Annotated in this window: 13 protein-coding genes; 5 read left to right on the top strand and 8 right to left on the bottom strand. The window is 66.2% G+C overall.

What is annotated here, in order from left to right; genetic code table 11:
- The first annotated feature begins 73 nt into the window (after positions 1-73).
- Entirely contained in the window at positions 74-1,480 is a 1,407-nt protein-coding gene (lpdA, locus tag E4M01_RS09120) for a dihydrolipoyl dehydrogenase (RefSeq protein ID WP_135063230.1), read from the top strand.
- Positions 1,481-1,599: 119 nt separating this feature from the next.
- Here the strand turns inward: lpdA and E4M01_RS09115 are convergent, their stop codons facing one another.
- The 4 genes from E4M01_RS09115 to dusB are packed head-to-tail and all read right to left on the bottom strand — an operon-like array spanning position 1,600 to position 7,180.
- Positions 1,600-2,463 (bottom strand): D-amino-acid transaminase, encoded by an 864-nt coding sequence (locus tag E4M01_RS09115; RefSeq protein WP_135063232.1) that lies wholly within the window; start codon positions 2,461-2,463, stop codon positions 1,600-1,602.
- Positions 2,463-3,869, bottom strand: coding sequence for a sigma-54 dependent transcriptional regulator (locus tag E4M01_RS09110; RefSeq protein ID WP_135063234.1), 1,407 nt, complete (start codon positions 3,867-3,869; stop codon positions 2,463-2,465). The genes E4M01_RS09115 and E4M01_RS09110 overlap by 1 nt, the downstream gene beginning before the upstream one ends.
- A 9-nt stretch (positions 3,870-3,878) precedes the next feature.
- The gene (locus E4M01_RS09105) at positions 3,879-6,128 is read right to left on the bottom strand and encodes a PAS domain-containing sensor histidine kinase (RefSeq protein WP_135063236.1); all 2,250 of its coding nucleotides are present in this window, start codon (positions 6,126-6,128) and stop codon (positions 3,879-3,881) included.
- A complete protein-coding gene (gene dusB / locus E4M01_RS09100) occupies positions 6,125-7,180 on the bottom strand; it encodes a tRNA dihydrouridine synthase DusB (protein WP_135063238.1) in 1,056 nt (351 codons plus the stop codon). Before dusB ends, E4M01_RS09105 begins: the two co-directional genes overlap by 4 nt.
- A 65-nt stretch (positions 7,181-7,245) precedes the next feature.
- On the opposite strand from dusB, the gene E4M01_RS09095 reads away from it, so the two are divergent.
- Complete coding sequence (locus E4M01_RS09095; RefSeq protein ID WP_135063240.1) at positions 7,246-8,388, top strand: bifunctional 2-C-methyl-D-erythritol 4-phosphate cytidylyltransferase/2-C-methyl-D-erythritol 2,4-cyclodiphosphate synthase; 1,143 nt, start codon at positions 7,246-7,248, stop codon at positions 8,386-8,388.
- A gap of 6 nt (positions 8,389-8,394) precedes the next feature.
- Here the strand turns inward: E4M01_RS09095 and E4M01_RS09090 are convergent, their stop codons facing one another.
- Positions 8,395-10,689, bottom strand: a complete 2,295-nt coding sequence (locus tag E4M01_RS09090) for a spermidine synthase (protein WP_135063242.1) — start codon at positions 10,687-10,689, stop codon at positions 8,395-8,397.
- Positions 10,690-10,772: 83 nt separating this feature from the next.
- Between E4M01_RS09090 and E4M01_RS09085 the strand changes: the two genes are divergently transcribed.
- Positions 10,773-11,273, top strand: a complete 501-nt coding sequence (locus E4M01_RS09085; RefSeq protein ID WP_135063244.1) for a CinA family protein — start codon at positions 10,773-10,775, stop codon at positions 11,271-11,273.
- Positions 11,263-11,502 carry a sulfurtransferase TusA family protein gene (locus tag E4M01_RS09080; RefSeq protein WP_135063246.1) on the top strand — a complete coding sequence of 80 codons (240 nt, stop codon included), beginning with the start codon at positions 11,263-11,265 and terminating at the stop codon, positions 11,500-11,502. The genes E4M01_RS09085 and E4M01_RS09080 overlap by 11 nt, the downstream gene beginning before the upstream one ends.
- Here the strand turns inward: E4M01_RS09080 and E4M01_RS09075 are convergent.
- Complete coding sequence (locus E4M01_RS09075) at positions 11,468-12,376, bottom strand: YihY/virulence factor BrkB family protein (RefSeq protein ID WP_245158226.1); 909 nt, start codon at positions 12,374-12,376, stop codon at positions 11,468-11,470. The genes E4M01_RS09080 and E4M01_RS09075 overlap by 35 nt on opposite strands.
- A gap of 213 nt (positions 12,377-12,589) precedes the next feature.
- On the opposite strand from E4M01_RS09075, the gene E4M01_RS09070 reads away from it, so the two are divergent.
- Positions 12,590-13,888, top strand: coding sequence for a diguanylate cyclase domain-containing protein (locus E4M01_RS09070; protein WP_135063248.1), 1,299 nt, complete (start codon positions 12,590-12,592; stop codon positions 13,886-13,888).
- 13 nt (positions 13,889-13,901) lie between these two features.
- Here the strand turns inward: E4M01_RS09070 and mfd are convergent, their stop codons facing one another.
- Both mfd and E4M01_RS09060 read right to left on the bottom strand, forming a co-directional pair.
- Positions 13,902-17,369, bottom strand: coding sequence for a transcription-repair coupling factor (gene mfd, locus E4M01_RS09065; RefSeq protein ID WP_135063250.1), 3,468 nt, complete (start codon positions 17,367-17,369; stop codon positions 13,902-13,904).
- Positions 17,369-17,671 carry a succinate dehydrogenase assembly factor 2 gene (locus tag E4M01_RS09060; protein WP_245158227.1) on the bottom strand — a complete coding sequence of 101 codons (303 nt, stop codon included), beginning with the start codon at positions 17,669-17,671 and terminating at the stop codon, positions 17,369-17,371. The genes mfd and E4M01_RS09060 overlap by 1 nt, the downstream gene beginning before the upstream one ends.
- Positions 17,672-17,728 lie beyond the last annotated feature (57 nt).

Raw genomic sequence — 17,728 nt, 5'->3', positions numbered from 1 at the left:
CGAGGGGCGGCGGCGTCGCCTCTCACGTGTCTAACTTCCGGCCGCAAGGCCTGACTGCAACGGCTTGATTCTCATGGCTGACACCTTCGATCTCATCGTCATCGGCTCGGGCCCGGGGGGCTATGTGGCCGCGATCCGCGCCAGCCAGCTGGGCCTGAAAGTCGCCATTGTCGAACGCGAGAACCTGGGCGGCATCTGCCTGAACTGGGGCTGCATCCCCACCAAGGCGCTTCTGAAATCCGGCGAGAAGTTCGAAAGCCTGTCGCATCTGAAGGACTACGGCCTGTCCGCCTCGGGCGCGTCGTTCGACTTCGACGCCATCATCCAGCGTTCGCGCGGCGTGGCCAAACAGCTGAATCAGGGCGTCGGCTTCCTGATGAAGAAGAACAAGATCGAGGTGGTGTCGGGCGACGCCAAGCTCGAGAAGGGGCAGGGGGCGCCGAAAGTCGTCGTCGCCCTGACGGACGGCCAGTCGCGTACGCTGGAGGCCAAGTCGGTCATGCTGGCCGTCGGCGCCCGCGCCCGCGCCCTGCCGCAGATCGGCCTGGAGGCCGACGGAGAGCGCATCTGGGCCTATCGCGAGGCGATGGCGCCCAAGGCCCTGCCCAAGTCGCTGATCGTCATCGGCTCGGGCGCCATCGGCATCGAGTTCGGCAGCTTCTATCGTGCGCTGGGCTCCGACGTGACCGTCGTCGAGGCGGTGGACCGCATCATGCCCGTTGAGGACGAAGAGGTCTCCAAGGCCGCGCAGAAGTCGTTCGAAAAGCGCGGCATGAAGTTCAAGGTCGGGGCCAAGGTCACCAAGGTGTCCAAGGACTCCAAGGGCGTGAAAGTGGCCGTCGAGATCGGCGGCAAGGCCGAGACGCTGGAGGCCGAGGTCTGCATCTCGGCGGTCGGCATCACCGCCAACACCGACGGCATCGGCCTGGAGGCGCTGGGCGTCGAGCTGGACCGTGGTCACATCAAGACCGACAGCCACTGCCAGACAAACGTCAAGGGCCTGTACGCCATCGGCGACTGCGCCGGCGCGCCCTGGCTGGCGCACAAGGCTTCGCACGAAGGCATCCACGCCGCTGAGCATATCGCCGGCTTCAAGACGCCGAACGTGCATTCTCCGATCGCCGGCTGCACCTACGCCCAGCCCCAGGTCGCCTCGGTCGGCGTGACCGAACAGCAGGCCAAGGCCGACAAGCGCGACGTCAAGATCGGCCGCTTCCCCTTCAAGGTTAACGGCAAGGCCATTGCGTCGGGCGACACCGACGGCTTCGTAAAGGTGATCTTCGACGCCAAGACGGGCGCCCTGATCGGCGCTCACATGATCGGCCACGAGGTGACCGAGATGATCCAGGGTTACGTCACCGCCATCACCATGGAGGCGACGGAAGAAGACATCCACGGCATCGTCTATCCGCACCCGACGATGAGCGAGGCGATGCACGAGGCGGCGCTCGACGCCTACGGGCGCGTCATCCACATCTAGAGGCCAGCTTCGCCCGCAACATCACGCGGCGGGTGCAGACAGGCTGGCGCGGCGCTCCAGCACCAAGCCACAAGACGTCGACGTCGCTTATCGCCTAAGATATATTATGCGAAATTATATCACCGAGCGTCGAGTTGAGTCTGCTCCAGGTACAGCGCTCGCAGCCTGCTGGCGATGGGGCCTGGCTGTCCGTTCCCGATCTTCGCCCCATCGATCGAGGTCACGGGCGTCACGAAACCGGTCGCGGAGGTGTAGAAGGCTTCACGAGCCCGCTGCGCGTCCTCGACGGAGAACGGCCGCTCGTCGAACTCCAGTCCCTCGGCCTGGATCAAGGCCATCACCGCTGTGCGCGTGACGCCGCGAAGGATGTTGGACTGGATGTCCCGGGTCCGTAGTTTGCCGTCAGCGTCGACAATCCAGGCGTTCGTGGACGAACCTTCGGTGACCAAGCCCATCTGGTCCACCATCCAGGCCTCGGCCGCCCCCTTCTCCTTGGCCGCCTGTTTGGCCAGCACATTGGCCAGAAGCCCAACCGTCTTGATGTCGCAGCGGCCCCATCGAATATCGGGGTGCGTGACCACAGCGACTCCCTTGTCGGCCATCGCATGGCTTCTCGACAGCGGCGCCGACCGAGCCGTGACGACCACTGTTGGCGGCGTGTCCTGGGCTGGAAATGCATGGTCTCGCCGTGCGGCGCCGCGCGTTACCTGCAGGTAGACAAGCCCCTCGCGCACTCGATTCCGTCGCACGGTCTCCTTCAGAACGGCTTCAAGGGCCTGGCGGCTCATGGGGATGGGAATGCGCAGTTCGTTAAGGCTGCGGTGAAGCCGAGTCATGTGGCCGTCGAAATCGCCTAGACGTCCGCCGAAGACCGACCAGACCTCATAGACGCCGTCAGCAAACTGGAATCCGCGATCCTCGATGTGAATCGAGGCTTGGCCATGCGCTTGATAAACGCCGTTCACATAAGCGACACGCGACATCAGGCTGAGGCCCCCTCTTCATCGTCCCCACCGCGCACTGGCGAAACCCCGAGTGACTTGAGTTTGCGGTGAAGCGCCGACCGCTCCATGCCGATGAAGGCTGCGGTGCGGCTGATATTCCCGCCAAACCTCATGATCTGGGCCGCGAGATAATCACGCTCGAACACTTCGCGCGCCTCGCGCAGAGGCAGGGCGATCGTGCGGTCGGCGGCCAGTCCGCCGCCGTTGGAAGCCGCGACCTCCTGAGGCAGCATGTCCGCGGTGATCGGCTCGGCGGGGTCTCCTGTCGCCAGGATCAGCAGGCGCTCGATGTTGTTGCGGAGCTGCCGGACATTCCCGGGCCACGGATGGACCTGAAGAACGGCAACTGCATCTTCGCCGACACGCCGCCGCGGCAGGCCTTGCGAGGCGCTGAGGCTTTCGATGAAATGCTCGATCAGTTCGGCGATGTCCTCGCGGCGCTCAGCGAGGCCCGGGACACGTATGGGCACCACATTGAGCCGGTGGAACAGATCCTCGCGAAAGCTGCCCTGGGCGATCTCAGCCTTCAGGTCTTTGGACGTCGAGGATATGACCCGGACGTCGACCTGGACGTCCTGTTCGCCGCCCACGCGGCGGAACCGCTGTTCCACGAGAACGCGCAGAATGCGGCTCTGGCTCTCCGGCGGCATGTCGGCCACATCGTCCAGATACAAGGTCCCATTGTGCGCCCGCTCGAAAACCCCGATCTTGCGCGGGCGCCCGTCGCCGGCCTCCTCTCCAAAGAGCTCTGCGTCCAGCCGTTCAGGCGCCATGCCGGCCGCGGAGATGGCCACAAACTCAGCGCGAGCGCGCGGGCTGGCCTCGTGTATCTGTCGGGCGACCAGTTCCTTTCCGGACCCGGGCGGTCCTGAGATCAGCACGCGGCTGTTCGCGGGCGCCACCTTGCCGATGGTGGCCCTGAGGACTTGAGCGGCGGCGGATCGCCCAATGATGCCGGTGGGCGTCATGGTCTGCGCCCGCAGTCGACGGTTCTCCCGCCGCAGGCTGGCGGCTTCGATCGCGCGCTCCACGACCACGACGAGACGATCGGACTTGAACGGCTTCTCGATGAAGTCGTAAGCGCCCCGTTTCAGCGCGCTGACCGCCGTTTCGATGTTGCCGTGCCCGGATATCATGACGACAGGAAGGTCCGGATCGATCTCCTTGACCACATCAAGTAGTTCAAGGCCGTCAAGACCCCCGCCCTGCATCCAGATGTCCAGAATAGCCAGGGAAGGCCGTCGAGCTCGAATGGCGGCCAGGGCCGCATCGGAGTTCGAGGCCGTCCGGACGGCATGACCTTCGTCTTCAAGCAGACCTGACACCAGGTCCCGGATGTCGGCCTCGTCGTCGACGACCAGAATGTCTGCGCCCGTTGCTCGCATTTCGCCTCGCTATTCAGCCGCCGCGGCGCGATCGCGCGTGGCGGCCCTGCCGGTTGGATTGAGGGGGACAACCAAGCGCACGCGTGCGCCATTCAGAGTCTCGGCGTCGGCAAGCTTCAACTCGCCGCCGTGGTCTTCGCAAATACGCTTCACGATCGCCAGCCCCAACCCTGTGCCCTTCTCGCGGGTGGTCACATAGGGCTCGGTCAAGCGGTCTCTGTCCTTTTCCGGCAGGCCCAGGCCGTCGTCCTCGACTGTGAAACACGCCTGACCGTCCTGGATCGCCAGGCTGGCGATAATGCCTGGCGTAGCCCGATCGAACGTCATGCCATGGGCTGCCCGCCGGGCGGTCACCGCCTCCCCCGCGTTCTTGAGTATGTTCGCGAGGGCTTGACCCAACATGCGCCCATCGCAGCTCACCAGCGTTTCCGGCAGGGGTTCGGCCAGCTCCACCCCGACGTCAGGCGCCGCGACCCTCTGGGCGAAGACCGCCTGCCGCATGAGTTCGGCAGGATTTTCGAGGGCGAATCGCGGAGCCGGCATGCGCGCGAAGGCCGAAAACTCATCGACCATTCGACCGATGTCGCCAACCTGTCGAATGATGGTTTCCGTACAGCGATCGAAGACCTCGACCTCCTCCACCTGACCTCGGTACTTTCGCCGCAGGCGCTCGGCCGATAGTTGGATGGGCGTCAGCGGATTTTTGATTTCGTGAGCAATGCGACGCGCAACGTCGCGCCAAGCTGCGTTTCGCTGCGCGGTAACGAGACGGGTGATGTCGTCAAAGGTCAGCACCATCTCGCCGCCCAGCCCCCCCTCGATGCGCACACGCAGACGCCGTGTGTCGCCGTCCCGGCTGACGTCAATATCTTCTTCGATATGCGCCTCGGCTCGTCGCACGAGTTCGCTCAGTTCTGGCGAAACCTCAGCAAGGGACCGTCCCTGCAACGCTGTGTCGGCGATGGCGAGCAACTGGACGGCGCTGTCATTGATGGCCGATATCCTGCCTTTGCGATCAAGTCCGATGACCCCGGCGGAAACGCCCGACAGCACGGTCTCGATGAAGCGGCTTCGACCCTGAGCTTCGTCGCTGGCGGCCTTCAGCGCCGCCTGCTGATCCTGCAGGTCGCCGGTCATCCGGTTGAAGGCTTGAGACAGAAGCGCCAGTTCCCCCGGCGCTCCCGTGCTGTCGACGCGTGCGGTCAGATCGCCTGACGCCACCTGGTCCGCAGCCCGGACGAGCCGTCCGATCGGTCCTGAAATAGCACTGGCCGCCGACATGCCCAGCCAGACCGCCCCGACGAGCACCAGAAGAACCGTTTCCAGATAAGACAGGGCGAAGGCCGCCTGTATTCGGGCGCGGCTGACCTCGGCTTCTCGGTACGCCTGGATAGATTCGACGCTGTTGCGCATCTGCCCGACCAAGCCCGGCTCTAGTGGGCGAACCAGATACAGGAAGGCGTCGCCATAGGCCGGAAGCGCCGAAACCGAGCGCACGACGTCCGGATTCTCGGTCACCTCCTGCGGGGGCGCCCCACCCTCGGCTGCGGCCTCGATCGCAGATCGCGGCGGCGCGAGATAAGGCGGCGCCCCTGGCGTCTCGCCGCGCGCCAGGACCTGGCCTTCGCTGTTCAATATGTAGATAGCTGGATAACCGAAGATTTCGGCCGCCTGAACAAGCGCGTCGGAGAACTGGATCCGATTGTCAAAAAGCGGACGGGCGCTCGTCAGCTGCTCTCCGATCGTCGCGAGGTCGGCGTCCATCTTGCCGGAGACATCGCTGATGTAGGCGCGGCCGATGTCGGCCCCGTTCTCGACCGCGGCCTGCACGTTTTGGCTGAACCATTGGTCCACGCCGCGATTGACAAGCACGCCGAACACCAGGGCGACCAGAATGGCGGGCGCCACCGCCACCAATGAAAAGATGGTCACGAAGCGAAGATGCAGGCGCGCTCCAGGATCCGCGCGTCGTTGCGCCAGGCGCAGCACCCGTGCTCCAACCAGCAGCGCCACCCCGCCGATCAACACAAGATTGCAAGCCAGGACGACGAGCACGGCCTGGCTTGCCACCGCTTGGGCGCCCCCGCCTGCGGCGCCGGGAGCCGCGACGACCAGCCAGATGCCGGCTGCAGTGATCAAAACAGCCAGGGCGTAGGCCGTCATCAACGCGTTGCGGGCCGGGCCGCTGGCGAGCCGCCCCAGCCACGGCCGATCATCGGCGGCGGGCACGTCAGCCAGCGGTGCGGGCGTGTCGGTCATGCCGCGGCAGAGTGGGTCACCTGTGACGAATTTTCAACAGTGCTGTCGCCTGAATGCGTCAGGGCCGTAGCCCAGAGAGCGGCCAACTCGGTTTCGACTTCCTGCGGCGTCTCCAACCGGCAGAGTCGCGCCTTTGCGGCGCGCCGTTCTGCGGGATCGGCAGGCCAGGGCGCTTGCTCGATGTACCAACCCAGATGCTTGCGGAACATCTTCAACCCCAAGGGCAGACCATAAAATCCGACCGACGCTCGCAGATGCTCGATGACAACGGCTAGCCGTTCGGCGCGCCCGGGTTCGGGGTCGACCCGCTCGCCGCGCAACGCCGCCTCCAGCCGCGCAGCAAGCCACGGCCGCCCGTAAACGCCGCGCCCCAGCATCACCGCGTCGGCGCCTGAGCGGTTCAACGCCCTGCGCGCCTGATCCACCGTGACGATGTCGCCGTTCACGATCACCGGAATGGAAACTCCGGCCTTGACGTCGCCCACTGCGTCCCAGTCGGCGTCGCCGGTGTAGAATTGCTTGCGCGTGCGACCATGCACCGTCACTCCCGCCACGCCCGCGTTCTCGGCTCGCCGCGCCAAAGCGGCGGCGTTCATGCTGGTTTCGTCCCAGCCCAGGCGCATCTTGACCGTCACAGGCCTGGACACCGCCGCTACCACAGTCTCGATGATCCGAAGGGCCAGGTCGGGATCGCGCATCAGCGCCGAGCCCGCCGCCGCGCCCGTCACCTCCTTGGCCGGACAGCCGTAGTTCAGATCGATTATGTCGGCGCCGGCTTGCTCGGCCATCCGCGCGCCGTCGGCCATCGCGGCGGGGTCGCGGCCGACAAGCTGAATGACGGTGAGCGGCAAGCCCTCGCCGACGGCTGCGCGACGCACCACGTCCGGCCGTCCTCGCGCGAGTTCGGCTGAAGCAACCATCTCGGTCGCCACATAGGGCGCACCTAGGCGGCTGGCGACCTGACGAAACGGGAGGTCCGTGATCCCGGTCATAGGCGCCATGAGCACCCGCCCGGGAACCGTGACGTCGCCAATAGTGAGGCTGTGGGTCATTCCGCCGCTTTGCGCCTGTCGAAGACCCTCTCGTCAAGCCCGAACGCGGCGCTTAGAAGGCGGGAATGACTTCCCATCCCGTTTTCGACGCCGTGGTGGTTGCGGCCGGCGCAGGCTCGCGCGCCGGCGGCGCCAAGCAATGGCGGATGCTGGCCGGGCAGACCGTGGCGCGCCGCGCCGTCGCCGCGCTGTCGAGCGCGCGTCACGGCGTCCTTGTCGTTCCCCCCGGCGATGAAGCCTTGGGCGCGGCGGCTTTGGCCGATTGGGAGAACTGGCGCATCGCTACAGGCGCGCCGGATCGTGCGGGGTCGGTCGCCCTGGGTCTTGCAGGGCTGGTCGGCGACAGCGATACGCCGGTTCTGGTGCACGACGCGGCGCGCCCGCTCTTGTCGGCCACAGTGGTCGAAAGCCTGCTGGCGGCGCTTGAAGAGGCCGATGGCGCCCTGCCCGCCCTGCCCTGCGCCGATAGTCTGCGCCAGGCGGCGGACGGATGGATCAACGGCGCACAAGATCGCAACAACCTGTTTCGCGCCCAGACCCCCCAGGCGTTTCGTCGCCGCGTCTTGATAGAGGCGCTGGATCGTTGGGTTGGCGACCGCCCTCCGACCGATGAGGCCGAAGCGGTTCTGGCCGCCGGCGGACGCGTTCGGATCGTACCCGGCGACCCCCGCCTGATGAAGCTCACCTATCCCGAGGATTTCGCCATGGCCGAGGCCCTGACGCCGCGTCAGATTCGAGTGGGCACCGGCTTTGACGTGCATCGCTGGGGGCCGGGCGACGCAGTGTGGTTGTGCGGCGTGGAGATCCCGCACGACCAGACCCTCGTCGGCCATTCGGACGCCGACGCGGGCCTGCATGCCTTGACCGACGCCATTCTCGGCGCCATCGGCGAAGGCGACATCGGCGATCACTTCCCGCCGACTGACCCGCAATGGAAGGGCGCGCCGTCCGACCGTTTCCTGGTTCACGCCGCAGAGCTGGTGGCGCGCCGCGGCGGTCGGATCGTCAATGTCGACGTCACCCTGATCTGCGAGCGTCCCAAGGTGAAGCCCCATCGGCAGGCCATGCGCGCGCGCTTGGCAGAACTGCTGGCCATTCCGCTGGACGCAGTCAGCGTCAAGGCGACGACAACCGAGGCGCTCGGCTTCACCGGAAGGGACGAAGGCCTGGCCGCCCAAGCGGCGTGCAGCGTCGAACTCCCGGCCTGATCTCAATCAATAGCTGTGCCGGCTCAGCCCGTGATGGCGCAGCAGCGCTCCAAACAGATTGACGTAATCGTCCGTCCAGGGTCGCACCTCGGTGGGGGCCAGTTGGTTCCAGCGGCCGTCGGCGTCAAACTCCGCCAGACCCTGCGGAGTGGGCGACAGGATCAACGCCTCTGTCGACGCTTCCGCCATGTCCGGGGTGTCGGGGCGTTCTATATACACTTGGTGGCGAGCCTGAACGCCCAGGGCCTGAGCGGCCGCCTGGGCCGGCAGCGTGATCTCGAGATTGCGATTGGACAGGTGGAGCACTAGGACGCCGTCCGGCTTGAGCAGGCTCAGGTATTCGCGCAGCGCCTCGACCGTGAGCAGGTGGGTCGGGATGGCGTCTGACGAAAAGGCGTCGATCAACAGCAGATCGTAGGCGCCCTCGGGCTCCTTCGCGAGCGTCAGGCGGGCGTCGCCCAGAACGGTCCGGACCGGTCCAACGGCGCAGTCCGAGATGAAGGTGAACCAACGAGGGTCCCGCGAAAGCCGATCGACCATCGGATCGATTTCGAAGAAGGTCAGCGCATCGCCTGCTCGCTTGAAGCCGGCCATGGCGCCGGTCCCCTGCCCTACCACGCCGATGACGGCTTCGGGCCGACGCGTCTGAACGACCTGGGTCGCCTGACCGATCGGCGTGGACGGGGCGTAGTAAAGGGTCGGCATGCAGCGAAAGTCCGGCGATGTCGCCTGAGCCCCGTGAAGCGTGGTGCCATGCATCATCACATGCATCTCGCCGCCCAGACCCGGATCAGGCGTGCTGGCCACGCGCATGACGCCGAAGAAGCTGCGTTCCGAAAGGTCCCAGTCGTATCCCCGGCCGACGTGCTGGGCTGACAGATTGATCATGAACAGAACCGCCACGAACAGCAGCGCCCGCTCCCGCACCAGAAAGGCGCAGACGGCGGCGGCGCCGAGGATGATCTGGGTCGTCTGGATCAGGGTCGTGGCGTCGAACATGGCCCGGAAATCCGGATTGTACCGCATGATCTCCAACGCCACGGGCGGCGCGGCGGTGATGAAGGTCGCCACTACGAGAATCATCGCATCCATCGTGGTGATCTGGCTATTGCGCCAGGGTCGGGCCAGGCCGACGGCGATCAGGACCAGCGGATACTCCCAAACCATGTTGAATATGGCCGGCGCGACCAAGGCGTTGAACGCCCCGCCCAGCACTCCGCCGAGCGACAGCAGCAAGTAGAATTCCGTCAGCCGATCGGGCGGCGGGCGCCTGAGCGCAAGCAGCTGATGGCACATCAAGGCGGTGAAGAAGAAGGTGGCGATGTGGAGGGCGAACATCACCGGCCAGAAGCCGGTTCGGAAAGCCAGCATGCTGACGCACGAAGCCACAAGCGCCGCTTGGACGAGGAGGGTGACCCAAACGGGAATGATCGGCTTGTTGGTGAAGGCGATGACGAAGGTCAGCAGATACAGGGCCAGGGGCGCCACCCACAGGAAGGGCGCCGAGGCCACATCCGTCGACAGGTGGGTCGTCACGCCCAGCATCAAGCTGGACGGCGCCGCCGCCAACAGGATCAGAATTGCGCGCGCCTTCCACGTCAGCGGCGCGCTTCTGGGCAGCGGCGCAGGCTCGGCGACGGACTTGTCCTCGCGCCGGCGCCACACGATGACGGCCAGGGCGGCGATGAGCGCGACGAAGACGCCATAGCCGCCGCTCCACAGACCGCGCTGTCCAGACAGCGTCATCAGCGGCTCCACGACCGCCGGATAGGCCAGCAGCGCCAGGAAACTGCCGAGGTTCGACGCCGCATACAGCACATAGGGATTATGGCCGTCCGGATAACCGGCGCGCACGCGCGCGTACCAGGCCTGCAGCAACGGCGCTGTGGCTGAAAGCACCGCGAAAGGCGCGCCGACCGAAATGGCCAAGGTGGCGAGAAGCCAAGCGATCGGCGCAGCCGGGTCCGGCTCGCCCATGGCGCCTGAAATCTGCAATGGCAAGAACAGGGCCGCAGCCAGCAAAAGCGCCAGGTGGATGCTCGCCTGGATCCGGATCGATTTCACCCGCTGCAGCAGGTGCGCATAGCCGTAGCCAGCCAAGAGGGCCGCCTGGAAAAAGACCATCGAGGTGTTCCAGACGGAAGGCGACCCGCCCAGCATCGGCAGGATTAACTTGGCCGCCATCGGCTGAACCAGGAACACGAGAGAAGCGGAGGTGAAAATGGCCACCGCGAACAAGAGCGGGGTGGCGGCGTCAGGGCGCGGCGCGGCGGGGACGGTGGTCAGGCTGGCGTCCGTCATCGAGCATCCCATCTCTGGCGCACGTCGACAGATCGGCGTGACGGACCTACCTAAACCGACTCGCAGGGCTTACGGATAGACCCATGTTCCCAGACGACATCCTGACGCAGGCTCAAGCCGTATGCGATGCGGCCGGACGCGCCGGCCTGATGGTCGCCGTAGCCGAGAGCTGCACAGGGGGGTTGGTCGCCGCCGCCCTGACCGCCCTGCCCGGCTCATCCACCATGCTGGACCGGGGGTTCGTCACCTATTCCAACGCCGCGAAGTCCGACCTCCTCCACGTTCCGAGCGTTCTGATTGAACAGAACGGCGCGGTTTCCGAGCCGGTGGCGAGGGCCATGGCGGATGGTGCCGTGAATCAGTCGCTTGCGGACGTATCAGTTTCGGTGACCGGCATCGCCGGACCGGGCGGATCCGAGCACAAGCCCGCCGGCCGGGTCTGGTTCGCCAGTCAAGGTCCGCTGGGACTGATCAGCCTCAAGCACGAGTTCGGAGACATCGGACGGACAGAGGTTCGGCTGGCCAGCGTGCGAGTGGCCCTGGACTTGCTGAAGGCGCAACTGGCCGGCCGCGATGACGGCTGAGATCGTCGATGCGCGCGGTCACCGTTGTCCGACGCCAAGCCTGCGCCTGCGGCGTGCAATGTCTTTCTGTCCACCACGACGCCAGCTGAAGCTCCTGGCCACCGACCCGATGGCGAGAATCGACGTGCCGTTCCTTGTGGCTCAATTGGGCGGTCGAGTTCTGTCGATCGAGGAGGTCGACGGCGAACTGGCCATCACGGTCGAGACGCCCGCCGCTCCGAAAGACTGATGATACGGCCGTCGGGGTCGGCCGCAGGCTCGGTCTCCGCGCGACGCCGCGCTTCGACCGCCATCTCCAACTCGGTGGCGAAGGCGCCGCCGTAGAAGACAGCGTTCACGTTCCAGGACAGCCAGATAAGCAGAACCACGACAGCCCCGACCGAACCGTAGGTCGCGCCCAGCTGTGCGATCTGCTCGACGTAGATGGCGCACATCCAAGAAAAAACCACGCAGAAGACCGTCGCCACTGCCCCCCCTGCGAGGGCGGCCCCCCACGCCACGCGATCGCTGTGGCTCATGGCGTAGCGATAGAGAAGCGTCAGCCCCAGAGCGAGTCCGGCGGATGGCAAGATGCCGTTCAGCGGCAGACCCAGCTCGACAAGCTCGCCCTGCGTATGAGCGAAAAGCCGCAACGTCACCACAGCTCCGGAAACCACTGTGAACAGGGCGAACGCGAAGAGGGCCACGAAGAAGGCCAAAAGGTTGAAGCGGAAGAAGCCGTGAGGCTCGACTTCATCATGAATAAGGTTGAGACCTGCAAGCAAGGCCTTGAAACCCCTGTGCGCGGCGTAGGCGCCGATGACTAGAGCGATGGCGCTCTGTGCCGAGATGGTTCGCGTCGAGGCCGACGCCAGACGTTGGATTTCGGCCAGGAAAATACCCTGCGCCGCCTGAGGCAGCACATCGGCGAGGGCGGACGCCTGCTCGCTGACCGGGCCGATCGACAGGCCGACCTTGTAGATGCCGATCAGAATAGCGATCGCGGGAAAGACGGCCAGGAGCGCGAAAAACGAAACGCCGCCCGTGAACAGCATGACGTCACGACCCCAGCTGCGCGCGAAAGCGCGGCCCGACAGACGCAGCCAGAAGCGGGCCGAGGTCATTTCTGTGTTTGGCGCGCTCAAGTCCGCCTCGCGGAGACGACCGGTCGAAGCCGGACTCAAGCGCTGTAGTCTAATCCATTTCGTCTTGGGAGTAAGCTGAAGTCTGGGCTCGCCCAGATTTGTCCCCACGACCGGTTGCACCTTCGCCCCGGCTTAGTGGATATGCTGGAGGTTGGACGCCCCGGCGTTCCGACTGTTCAGGAGACTCGCCGATTGCCTACTGATCCCCGCGTCCTCGTAGTGGCGTCCGACGATGATCGGATCGGGCCGCTGTGCGAAGGCCTGGATGCGCTCGGCTGGCGCACGGTCACAGCCCGTGATGCGGAAACGGCTCTCGCCGCGCTGACGGACCTGCCGCTGGAGGCCGCGATTGTGGATGGAGCTTCTCCCGTTGTGAACATCGCCGCCCTGAAAGCCGGCGCGCGGCCGCGCAGCCTGCCGGTGCTATGGTTCGGACCTGGCGGGGACGGGGCCGACCTGTCTATGGCCCGCCCTCCTCACCCCGCACAGGCCGCGCTGCGCATCGAACAACTGGCGCGCGGAGCGATCGCCGACGAGGAATTCCGCCTCCGCCGCCAGAGCTTCATCGCCGCCGGCGTGGATCTGCCGGAACCCATGGTCGACGCCGCCCCTCTACGAATTCTCGTCGCAGGCCAACCCGACCGTCGCTTTCTGGGCCTGTCCAACGCCTTGGCCGAGGCGGGCGCAGAGACGGTGGCGGCTCCGACACCCTACACCGCCTTCGACTATCTTCATGAAAGCGCGTTCGACGCCGCCGTCCTGTGGGGCGGAGAGGATCACGCCCCAGCCCTGTCCATCGCCTCCGGCATGAAGCGCAATACGCGCCTGTATCACATCCCGCTGATGCTCTACCTGCGCAGTCCTGGCGACATAAGCTTGGCTGACGTATTCCACCGGGGCTTTTCCGACGTCGCCTCGGCCGACACGGACGAGACGGAGACAGCCCGACGCATCATCGCTCTGGGCCAGACGTACCGACGCCATCTGGCGATCCGGCGCGCGCTCGACGCAGGGCGCGATTCAGGAGGCATGGAAGCTGCGACCGGCTTGTTCGGCCGCGACCTCTTCGCCGCTCATCTGAAACGGATCGCCGAGGGCGCGCGCGACCGCCGTCGCCCCCTCTCAGTCTGTGTCCTTCGGGTCGCCGAGAGCAGCGCTGTGACTGCGGCGCGCCAAGGAGGCTGGCTGGACCGGGCCTTGCCTCAGATCGGAGCCATGGTCTCGCGCCTGGTTCGCGTCGAGGATACCGCCGCCCGCCTGGCCAGCGAGGTGTTCGCCCTCGCCCTGCCTGCCACACGCGGCCCCGCAGCGCGCCTCGCGGCCGAGCGCATAGCTGCGGTGATCGCCTGCACGGCGTTCGACGCCGGACAAGACAAGCCGCCTTTCGTGGTCGAGTTTCAGGTCGGCGTGGCCGAGCTATCGCCTGGGGAGACGCCGGCCGGGGCCCTGGAACGCGCGTCTCATGATCTCCGGGCGTCAACTCGGGTCTGATTCGACAGCCCAGTCAGCCGGCGGCCGCCACCCGCGCCAAATCTGACATTATCCGTTCGGCGACCTTCAGCCGATCTTCCGGCGTGGGCCAGTCGCCCTTGACCACGATCTTCTGATCCGGCCGAATCTTCCAGAAGGCTTGGTTCTTCTGGATCAGGCCGATCAGGCCCGCCGGATTCGGGAAGCGGTTTTCGCGCAGCGTCAGCACGGCCCCCTTGGGCCCCACGTCGATCTTCTCGATGCACGCCGTCTTGCACGCCGCCTTTATGCCCACGATCCGCAGCAGTTGCTTCGCCTCGTCAGGAAGGGGACCGAACCGGTCGATCAGTTCCGCGGCCAGCGCTTCCCGATCTTCGGTGTTCTCGGCGTCCGACAGGCGGCGATAAAGGCTCAGGCGGACGTTGAGGTCCAGCACGTAATCCTCTGGAATCAATACGGCGGCGCCGACGTTGATCGCCGGCGACCAGCCGCGGTCGACCGCCTCGCCCTCGCCATCGGCCTTCAGGTCCGCGACCGCGTCTTCCAGCATCTGCTGGTACAGCTCGACGCCGACCTCGCGGATGTGGCCCGACTGTTCGTCGCCCAGCAGATTGCCGCCGCCGCGCTGATCCAGGTCGTGACTGGCCAGCTGGAAGCCGGCGCCGAGGTTGTCCAGCGACTGCAGCACCTGCAGCCTCCGCTCCGCCGACAAGGTCATGGGCTTGATCGGATCGCTGGTCAGATAGGCGAAGGCGCGGGCCTTGGAGCGGCCGACACGGCCTCGGATCTGATACAGCTGGGCCAGGCCGAACATGTCGGCGCGATGCACGACCAGGGTGTTGGCCGTTGGAATGTCCAGCCCGCTTTCGACGATGGTGGTGGAGACCAGGACGTCGTACTGCCCGTCGTAGAAGGCGCTCATCACCTCCTCCAGCTGGGTGGCCGACATCTGGCCGTGACCGACGACGAACTTCACCTCGGGAACCTGCTCGCGCAGGAACTTCTCGATGTCCGGCAGGTCCTTCAGACGCGGCGCGACGTAATAGGCCTGGCCGCCGCGATACTTCTCGCGCAGCAAGGCCTCGCGCACCATCACCGGGTCGAACGGCGTGACGTAGGTGCGCACCGCCAGGCGGTCGACCGGCGGCGTGGCGATGATCGACATCTCGCGAATGCCCGACAGCGCCATCTGCAGAGTGCGCGGGATCGGCGTGGCCGTCAAAGTCAGTAGATGAACGTCCGCGCGCAGCGTCTTCAGCTTCTCCTTGTGCTTGACGCCGAAGTGCTGCTCCTCGTCGACGATCACCAGGCCCAGGTCCTTGAACCCGACCTGCTCAGCCAGGACGGCGTGGGTGCCGACGACGATCTCGACCGAGCCGTCCTTGAGGCCCGCGCGCGTCTCGTTGGCCTCCTTGCTGGTGACCAGACGCGACAGCTGGCGCACCTTCACCGGCCAGCCGGCGAAGCGTTCGGTGAAGGTCTTGAAGTGCTGACGCGCCAGAAGCGTCGTCGGCGCGACGATGGCCACCTGTTTGCCGGTCATGGCCACGACGAAGGCGGCGCGCAGCGCGACCTCGGTCTTGCCGAACCCCACATCGCCGCAGATCAGGCGGTCCATGGGCGTGCCCCTGCCCAGATCTTCCAGCACATCGCCGATGGCGTTCAGCTGGTCGTCGGTCTCCTCGTAGGGGAAGCGGGCGCAGAACTCGTCGAACAGGCCCGACGGCGGCGTGACGGACTCGGTCACGCGCAGCGCGCGCTTGGCCGCCAGAGCGATCAGGCCCTCGGCCATGGCGCGCAGGCGCTCCTTGGCCTTGGCCTTGCGCGCCTGCCAGCCCGCGCCGCCCAGCCGATCCAGCTGAACGCCTTCGCTGTCGGACCCATAACGGGTCAGCAGGTCAATGTTTTCAACGGGTAGATAGAGTTTGCTATCACCCGCGTAGAGCAGCTCCAGGCAATCGTGCGGCGCGTCCTGAATGTCCAGGGTGCGCAGCCCTTCATACCGTCCGATGCCGTGATCCAGGTGCACCACCAGGTCGCCGGTTGTCAGCGCAGACGCCTCGGCCAGGAAGTTGGAGGCCCGACGCTTCTTGCGCGGCCGGGCCAGGCGATCGCCCAGGATGTCGGTTTCCGAGATCACCGCCAAGTCGTCGGTGACGAAGCCATGCTCGACCGGCAGGACGCCGCGCAGATACAGGTCCTTCGGCGCGGCCTGAACATCGGCCCAGTCGCGGACGGCCACCACATGGGTCAGCCCGTGATCGGCCAGCATGGCCGCAAGGCGCTCCGACGAACCTTCGCTCCAGGAAGCGAACAGCACGCGCTTGCCCTGCTCCTTCAGCGCCTCCGCATGACGCGCCACGGCCTCGAACAGATTGACGCTGTCCTGCGCCCGTTCGGCCGCGAAGCTGCGCCCCAGGCGGCCGCCGGCGTCCTCGCCCTGCGTATCGAAGGGCGTGAGGCGACGCACGGCGCGGCCCGCGAGCTCGCTGTTCCAGTCCTCGGCCGTCAGATACAGCCGTTCCGGCGGCAGCGCCCGGTTCGCGCCGACCGGCGCGCCAGCCGCCCGCTTGGCCTTGGCGGCCTCTTGGCGCGCGTCATAGGCGTCGTCGATCAGCGTCCAGCGCTCGGCGCGCGCCGCCTCGACCTGGTTGTCCAGGAACACCGGCGCATCGTCGGGCAGGTAGTCGAACAGGGTGTCCAGCCGGTCGTAGAACAGCGGCAGCCACTGCTCCATCCCCTGACGCCGCGCGCCTTCGCTGATCGACACATACAGCGGATCGTCGCCCGACGCGCCGAACAGGTTCAGATAGCCGCTGCGGAAACGCGAAATGCTTTCGCGATCCAGCAACACCTCGGACACCGGCGACAGCGAGACCGATTTCAGCTGACGCGTCGACCGCTGGGTCTCGGGATCGAAGGCGCGGATCGATTCCAGCTCCGAGCCGAACATGTCCAGGCGAACCGGCTCGTCAAAGCCCGGCGGGAAGACATCGACCACCCCGCCGCGCACCGCGTACTCGCCGCGTTCCGACACGGTCGAGGCACGGACATAGCCGTTGGTGCTGAAGTATTTCTCGAGCGCCGCCATTTCCAGATCGCGGCCGATGCGCGCCTCGAAACCTGCGGCGGTCGTGACCGAACGCGGCGGCGTGCGCTGGGCGGCTGCCGCGATGGTGGCGACCACCAGCAGCGGTCGGTCATCCTTCGGTCCTTGGGCCAGACGCGTCAGCGTCGCCATGCGCTGGGCAGAAACCGACGCGGTGGGGCTAAGCCTGTCGTAGGGCAGACAGTCCCAGGACGGATATTCAAGGACTTCAATATCCTTGGCGAAGAACTGAAACGCCTGAACAAAGGCTCCTGAGCGTTGGTAGTCGCGCGCCACGAACAGAGCCACACCGCCATTCGCCTTTACGCGCTCGGCCACCACCAGGGCGTCCAGGCCCTCGGGCGAGCCGCCCAGTTCGATATCGACGCGCGGGTTCGTGAGCTGAGCGTCCATCAGCCGATCCCCTCGGCGACAGCGCTCGCCACATGGGCGCGCATGAAGGCGCGGATGCGGTCCATAACCGGCCCCTGATGTTCGGGCGGCGTCGGCTCGCGCTCGATGATCCAGGCGTAGAGATACTGGTCCTCGACATCCAGCAACGCCTCAAACACGTCCAGCTCGGGCTCGGTCAGGGTGGGGGCCACCTGATCGGCGAAGGGGCCCAGGACCATGTCCGCCTCGCGGAAGCCGCGACGCCAGGCGCGGAAGGCGATGCGGCCCAGCCGCTGTTTCAGACGCGCGTCGATGTCGGCCACAAGGATCCTTGCCCGGTTCGTTCATTCAACAAGAGCGGTCAGATAGCGTTCCAGTCG

Source organism: Brevundimonas sp. MF30-B (genome assembly GCF_004683885.1).
Taxonomy (GTDB): Bacteria; Pseudomonadota; Alphaproteobacteria; order Caulobacterales; family Caulobacteraceae; genus Brevundimonas.
The sequence above is the reverse complement of the archived record's forward strand: the minus strand, read 5'-3'. Positions and strand labels throughout refer to the sequence as shown.